The following is a 6,775-nucleotide window of genomic DNA, read 5'->3' as shown; positions in this document are numbered from 1 at the left end:
GCGCGGGCCGGCGCCGAGGGTCAGGCCCGGCCAACTGCGGGTGGTGCGGGCCAGGCGCACGGCGTAATCGAGCACCTGGTCGTCCATCGGCAGGGCCTTGGCTTGCAACACCATGCGCAGCGGCTGCACGTCGAGCATGTCGGCGCGGGTCGAGCGGCTGACCTGGCGCACCATGTCCAGCTCCTGGTCGGCGTCCGGGTAGTCCATGCGCACCTTGAGCATGAAGCGGTCGAGCTCGGCTTCCGGCAACGGGTAGGTGCCTTCCTGTTCGATGGGGTTCTGGGTGGCAAGGACCATGAACGGCTGGCTGATGGGCAGGGCGCGGCCTTCGAGGGTGACCTGGCGTTCCTGCATGGCTTCGAGCAGCGCGGCCTGGGTCTTGGCCGGTGCGCGGTTGATCTCGTCGGCCAGCAGCAGGTTGGTGAACACCGGGCCCTTGCGCAGCTTGAACTGCTCGGTCTGCAAGTCGTACACCGCGTGCCCGGTGACGTCGCTGGGCATCAGGTCGGGGGTGAACTGGATACGCGCGAACTCGCCGTTGAAACACCGGGCCAGGGCCCGCACCAGCAAGGTCTTGCCCAGCCCGGGAACGCCTTCGAGCAGCACATGCCCGCCAGCGATCAGCGCGGTGAGCACATCGTCGATCACTGCGCCCTGGCCAACCACCGCTTTGCGCAGCTCGGTGCGGATGGCCTGGGCCAACTGACTGGCGCGCTGGCGCTGTTGGGCGGCGTGGGCCTGGCCGTCGACAGGTTCGTTCTGTTCAGTCGTCAATTCTGGCGTTCTCCTAACGGTTAAATCCTATGACTCGCGACATGGTGCAGTGCCGGGCGCTGACAACTGAGTCGCTGCACACCTTAGCCCATTTGAAAATGCAGGTTTGGAAAGATCAATCCGGCGAAGCGTGCGGGCAAACCCGCTTCCACCGTTCGGGATCTGGGGGTACTGCTGACCACGATCCCCGCTTCGATCAAGCGGCCCAGTTCTTCCGTTGCAAGCCGATCCTTCAAACCTGTGAACACTTTGAACTCCGCACGCGGCATCGCACCTTGGGTGAGAAGCGCCAGCACGGCGGCTGCACTGGTGGGCCGGATGCCGGCACGGCGAAGCTCAGGATCGGTTGAAAACACATGAACAACCTGCTCGCGCAGCTTGGCCGGGTTTAGCGAGGTCGTCATGTACTCGATCTGGTCGTGGCAGACATCGAGCATGAACTCGATGAAGTTGAAGTAGTGACGCTGTGAGAGTTGGCCGCGCCCGTCATAGTCACCTTCGCGAGGGCGATCAGCCAAGGCCAGAAAGCGATAGTACTCATCTTGCCTGCGAGCCAGGCCACGAGACAGTGACCAGAGAAAAGGTTTCAGCCCAAGGTGAACAAGCTGCAGGTGGGTGAGCATCCGAATCACTCGACCATTGCCGTCAAGGAAGGGGTGAACAAGCGCCACTCGGTGATGGCCTGCCAGGGCCGCGATCAATTGGCGTCGCGGATCCCTGATTCGTCCGTAGTGCAACTGCAGATGCTCAAGCATGGGCAATACAACAGCCGCCGCTGGAGCGACATGGGCGCCAACCTGGACCTGCTCGTTCTCTTCGGCCCGCAGCCTGCCGGGTTCCATCATGCGACCATCACCCAGGGTCAACTCCTGCTTAGAGGCGTCCTTGAACAGTCGACGATGGATGGCCGCGATCAACTTGGGATCGAACACGGCAGAGAAACTGTCCGTTGGCCGCATGCGAAGCAGTCGTTCCATCACCTCCTGCTGCGTCATGTGTTGCACGGCAAGCTCTTTGAGCTCTTTTCTTTCCCGTTTCGGTGTCGTGCGAGCAACCTGGAGGTCGGCGATCTCGGTTCGATGCCCTTCGATCAGGTTCGAGTAGTAGGTATTGGTGATGCGCAACAGGCCCGCCAGTTGCTTGGATGTCTCATCGGCCAGCCGTCCGGCCAGAAAGGTTGCCTTGCGTGGCAATTGATCCGCAGCCTGAATGATCGAGTCGGGCAGACTTTCTGGCAGTACGGGATCAAGGTACGTTTTCGAGGTGATCATCGTTTTGCTTCCAGCGAACATAAACGGCTATTGGTTGGGCAATTCCTGCGGAAATTTATGCGGAAAATAAAACGGTCGATAAAGCCCGTAATTACTGGGTTTGGCGATACCGTACGATAGATTGTTTCCGCTGTTTTTGCGGATTTTTCTGCGGAAAGAATCTATAAGGCATTCCTAAGGGTTTGCAAATGGGCAACCTGGCGGCAGAAATCGGCGCGGGACAGGCGCTGTTTCGGCCGTGGGCTCAAGGCCTGGCTGATGGCCCGCGTCGGTTGTCGGGTCAGGCGGGCGAGTACCTGCCATTGTTCGGCGACGGCCAGTTGTTCGAAGCCTGGGTGAAGATGACGTGCCCGGCGCAGCACGTCTTGTTGCAAGGCATGCAACAGGTACTCCTGGCCGTTGTGCCGCAGGTGGAAACCGGCGCCGGCCTGCACGTGCTCTTCCAACTGACGCCGCGCCTTGGAGGCCGGTTGTTGCAGTGGGCCATGGCGCACCGCTGAACGCCAGAACCACAGGGCAATCAAGGCCAGCAGTGCCACCAATGCCTGGGGAAAATAGCGCAGCAGCAGGGTCAGCAGGTTGTCGTGGTCGGTGTTGAACAGCAGCGTGACGTCCGTGTCGGCGCTCAAATACCAGAGCAGCCAGGCGTTGTCGTACTGGTCGATCTTCTCGTTCTTCCACAGCTCGGCGTCGGTGATCACGGTGATCGAGCCGAGGCCGAGGTTCAATTGCATCATGTGGGTCGCCAGCGCGCTGTTGGCCCAGGCCTGGGCCAGGTCATGCGGGTCCTCGAGGTGGAAGTCGGTGTCGAAGCCGACATACGCCGGCGCCTCTTCGTCTTCCAGATAGAGTTTGGTCAGTTCCGGGTAACGGTCCTTGATCAGTTTGGGCGCCGGTTCCTTGAGGTCCTTGCTCAAGGATTGGCGCAGGCGCACGCGGTCGAGCAGCAGGTCGCCGCTGTTGCCGGTGCTGTCGTCCCACAAGGCTTCGGCAACGAAAAGCAAGCGCCCGCCGGCCCGGGTCCAGTTCATCAACTGCTCGACTTCCCGTGGCGTCATGTGGGTTCGTTCGCCTAGCAACAGCAGGCTGTGCTGGCGAGGCTCCAGGGTGGGCAGCACATCCAGGCTGTTGGCGTGCTCGATGTTGATACCCTTCTGGCGCAGGAAAAGCTCGGCGGCCAGGTAAGGATTGGCCTGGGCCTCAGGGGAGGGGTCGTGCTCGACGACCTCCTCATAGGGCACGGCCTTGGTGTAGAGGTAGAGACCGAATGCGCACACCACGGCGGCCAGCACGGCGCCGATCAGCCATCCCGCGTGCCGGCTCATCGAGACGCCCCCGGACCGAACAGCGCGCGCCAGCCGTCACACAGTTCCTGTTGCAGGTGTGTCGGTGGGGGGCGATGCCCATAGGCAATGTTCTGCCAATGCAGGGTGAGGTTTTTGCTGAAGCCCAGCAGGTTGTCCTGCTTGAGCTGTTCGACGCGTTCCAGCACCTGACCTTCAGTGTCGGCCGGTTTCAAGGGGATCTTGAAGTCATGATGCAACCGGCTGAGCAGCGCCCGGTACAGCAGGCCCAGGGCTTCACGGGGTTGCGTGGCCCACAGTTGCTCGACGTTGGCCGCCACGTCGGCGGGCAGGCTCTCTTCGCGAATATCCAGGCCGAACATGCGCGCCGGTACGGCGCGTTCCACCGGCAGGCGCTGCGTCGGTCGGAGATTGGCCAGGGCCTTGAGTCGTTCACGGTAGCGCCAGGCCAGCCAGACGATCGCCGCCACCAGGCAGGCCCACAGCACCACCTGGATCAGTGCGGCGGCGATGTCGAAACGTTGGCTGCCGAGCCATTTGAACAGGTCCTTGAGCCAGCTCGGTTTGGCCTCGGTTTCGGTCTCGGACTCGGGGGATTCGGCCGTTTCTTCGCCGAAACGATAACGAATGACGGTCTCGGGGTTCTTGAACGGCGGGGCGTCGAGGATTGCCTTGATACCGTCCCGGGAGGCTTCGCTGGTGAGGGGCTGGTTGAGCAGTCGGGGGCTGTCGGGGCCGCTGCGGTCCTCATCGGCAAACGCCGGGGGCGCCAGCGGCAGCAGCATGAACACCAGCAGCATCAGCACCGGGGCCACGCCGCTCAGGCGTTGGCGCAGGCGTCGGAACACCAGCTCGATGTCCCACGCCTCGAGGATCGTGCGCCGGTTCAGGTAGAGGCTGAAGCCACAGGCGACATATATCGGCTCCCATAAGATCAGCAGCAGCGGGTACAGGAAGTTGACCAGGTGTTCGAACCACAACCAGTCGTGCTCGGCCGCTGACACCAGCGTCTCCCAATCCCATTGCAGTTCGACTTGTTGCGGCACGAACAGATAGAACAGGGCCATCAGGCCGAACCACAAGGCGGTTTCCAGGTGCACGCCGATGACGGTCAACCATTGCGCCGCGCCGCGGTTGCGTTGCTGCAATACCCGCAAGCGCTGCGCCCGGGCCTCACCGCTAAGCCCCTCGAGTTGCACCACCGGCATCAGGAAACTGCGGCTCAGGCTCAACCGGCGCCAGGTCAGGCTGGCCAGCAACTGCGGCTTGAGCAGCGCAGGCCACTGGCGCAACGCCTGCCGCAAGGTGGGGGTTTCGCCAAACAGTGCCTTGGACAGAATGTACAGCGGCAGCCGGTCGAAGGCCGGCTTCAACCACCAGAACAGCATCACCACCAGCGACGGTGAGTCCCACAGCAGCAGGGTCAGCAACAGGTACACCGGCAACGTGATGATCGCCCAACTGGTCATCAGCAGGCGTCGATGCTGCTGACTCATCAACACGCCAAGGTCCATGGCTTCCCAGGTGGTGCGTGGGCGGATGACGACGGTGGCGTCACTCAGGCGCATGGCGGACCCGTCCGGCAAGCGACAGATAGCTGATCACCAACAGCCACAACAAGGCGCCTACCGTGTATTTGGTGGCGGGCGTCACGGCGCTGGAAGACCAGTAGGCCTCGATGAACGCGGCAATGAGCAGGAACAGCATCACGCCGCCGATCATCAGCACGCTTTTGCCCGCCGCGAGCCGCAAGGCCTCGCCTCGGGTCAGGCGTCCCGGCGCAATCAAGGCCCAGCCCAGTTGCAGGCCTGCGGCCCCGGCCAGGGCGATGGCGGTGAGTTCGAAGGCGCCGTGGCCGATCACGAACGACCAGAACGTTCCCCCGGAGCCGATCTGGGTCAGGTGCCCGGCCACCGCGCCGATGGTCAGGCCATTGAAAAACAGGAAAAACGCGCTCCCCAGGCCAAACATCAAGCCACTGGCAAAGGTCTGAAAGGCAATGCCGATGTTGTGCATGATGTAGTAACCGAACATGACCCAGTCCTCGCTGGCGGCCCGCTCGACCGAGCGCCCCAGGTGCCCGGACGCCGGGTCATACATGCTGCGGATCTGGCTGATTTCGTCAGCGCCCAGCACGCTGTAGACCAGTTCCGGGAACAGATAGACCAGCAGCCCGATGCCCACCAGGCTGCCCAGGAACATCAGGCTGGCGGCCAGCACGAATCGCCATTGTTCACGCACCAGTCGGGGGAAACCGACCAGGATAAACGCCGAGAGACTGGCCGAGGGCCGGCTGCGATCCCGGTAGAGTTGCTGGTGACCGCGCAGCGCCAGTTGTTGCAGGGTGTCGACCAGCAAACTGCTGTAGCCCCGGGCCTGGGCCAGTGCCAGGTGATGGCAAAGCCGTCGGTAGGTGGCAGGGAAGTCGCTGCTCTGGGGTACGCTGCGGCTGCGCTCCAGTTGGTCGAGTTGCCGGGTCAGGTGCTCCCATTCCCCTTGGTGACGGCTTTCGAACAGGCTTTGCTTCATGTTGGCCCCAGCAGGCCGCGGGCGACGCCATTGAGTTCGGCCGCGGCGTTTGGCACCTGGACGTTCAGTGGCGCGGCCAGGATGGCAGCCAGTTCGTTGACTCGCGCCTGGGACAGTTCTGCCTGGCGTTCGGCGAAGCCCAGCACGGCGCGTTGCTCATTCAGACTGAGGGTGAAAGGCGTGCGTATCGGCGGGGCCATCGGCAAGGCGGGGCGTTTGACCGGCTGTTCGCGATACACCACCAGCGTGCCGGCCGCGAGGTCGCCCAAGCGCTTGAACGCCGGATGCTGCAGGCAACTGATGGCCCCGAAGGTGTAGCCGAAGGGCAGCATGTCGACGAAACGCAGCAGGTTGCGGATCAACGACGCCGACCAGCCGATGGGCCGGCCATCGTCCTGCACCACGCGCAGCCCCATGATCTGCTTGCCGGGAGAGCGCCCCTGGTTGAGCACCTCGAACAGCACCATGTACCACCAACTGACGACAAACAGCAGGATGGACCCAAGGCCCATCCCCAGTTCGCCGAAAAACGCCAGGACCAGGAAGAAAAGCCCCAGGACCAGCCCGCGTATGCCCAGGTCGATGGCGAAGGCGATTGCACGCGGCATCAGTCCCGCCGGGCGCAGCGGCAGGTCGATGCCTTCGGGCGTTTCAACCTGATAGCGCGTGTCCAGGGGCGCGGGCAGCGTCGCGTTCCTTTGCAGTGCTGGTGTCTCGAGCATGGGCAACCTGTGATGGGCCAGACCGAACGTTCAATCTCGGCCCAGATGCTAGCAGTCTTCGTGCGGGCAAACGATAGAGCTGTGTGTGTCATTTCATGGTTTGTAACAGGATTGAGCGCGTGAACGTTGTCTGCATCATTCTGCGCCCCCTCAGTGTTCACGGATCCTTGTGGGA

6 protein-coding genes are annotated in these 6,775 nt (G+C 62.7%); all 6 read right to left on the bottom strand.

Translation table 11 applies throughout. From position 1 onward, the window contains the following. Nucleotides 1-774: MoxR family ATPase (locus CFII68_RS00305; RefSeq protein ID WP_018614309.1), on the bottom strand; the 774-nt coding region annotated here is incomplete at its 3' end. A gap of 83 nt (nucleotides 775-857) precedes the next feature. Next, nucleotides 858-2,045: a Fic family protein gene (locus tag CFII68_RS00310; RefSeq protein WP_018614306.1), complete on the bottom strand. Its 1,188-nt coding sequence runs from the start codon at nucleotides 2,043-2,045 to the stop codon at nucleotides 858-860. Nucleotides 2,046-2,206: 161 nt separating this feature from the next. Further along, on the bottom strand, nucleotides 2,207-3,370 hold the full coding sequence (locus CFII68_RS00315) for a DUF4350 domain-containing protein (RefSeq protein WP_018614305.1): 1,164 nt from the start codon (nucleotides 3,368-3,370) through the stop codon (nucleotides 2,207-2,209). Beyond that, nucleotides 3,367-4,917 carry a DUF4129 domain-containing protein gene (locus tag CFII68_RS00320; protein ID WP_033062956.1) on the bottom strand — a complete coding sequence of 517 codons (1,551 nt, stop codon included), beginning with the start codon at nucleotides 4,915-4,917 and terminating at the stop codon, nucleotides 3,367-3,369. The genes CFII68_RS00315 and CFII68_RS00320 overlap by 4 nt, the downstream gene beginning before the upstream one ends. Further along, nucleotides 4,904-5,878 (bottom strand): stage II sporulation protein M, encoded by a 975-nt coding sequence (locus CFII68_RS00325; protein WP_018614300.1) that lies wholly within the window; start codon nucleotides 5,876-5,878, stop codon nucleotides 4,904-4,906. Before CFII68_RS00325 ends, CFII68_RS00320 begins: the two co-directional genes overlap by 14 nt. Continuing rightward, on the bottom strand, nucleotides 5,875-6,600 hold the full coding sequence (locus CFII68_RS00330; RefSeq protein WP_018614298.1) for an RDD family protein: 726 nt from the start codon (nucleotides 6,598-6,600) through the stop codon (nucleotides 5,875-5,877). The genes CFII68_RS00325 and CFII68_RS00330 overlap by 4 nt, the downstream gene beginning before the upstream one ends. Between the last annotated feature and the right edge of the window lie 175 nt (nucleotides 6,601-6,775).

This window comes from Pseudomonas sp. CFII68, assembly GCF_000416195.1.
Lineage (GTDB): Bacteria > Pseudomonadota > Gammaproteobacteria > Pseudomonadales > Pseudomonadaceae > Aquipseudomonas > Aquipseudomonas kilonensis.
Note: the sequence above shows the minus strand (reverse complement) of the source record. Positions and strands in the feature narration are given on the sequence as shown.

Bases quoted from the DNA above. Each gene is read 5' to 3' on its own strand.
- CFII68_RS00315 (WP_018614305.1), bottom strand. From the start codon at position 3,370: ATGAGCCGGCACGCGGGATGGCTGATCGGCGCCGTGCTGGCCGCCGTG.
- CFII68_RS00310 (WP_018614306.1), bottom strand. From the start codon at position 2,045: ATGATCACCTCGAAAACGTACCTTGATCCCGTACTGCCAGAAAGTCTG.
- CFII68_RS00325 (WP_018614300.1), bottom strand. From the start codon at position 5,878: ATGAAGCAAAGCCTGTTCGAAAGCCGTCACCAAGGGGAATGGGAGCAC.
- CFII68_RS00320 (WP_033062956.1), bottom strand. From the start codon at position 4,917: ATGCGCCTGAGTGACGCCACCGTCGTCATCCGCCCACGCACCACCTGG.
- CFII68_RS00330 (WP_018614298.1), bottom strand. From the start codon at position 6,600: ATGCTCGAGACACCAGCACTGCAAAGGAACGCGACGCTGCCCGCGCCC.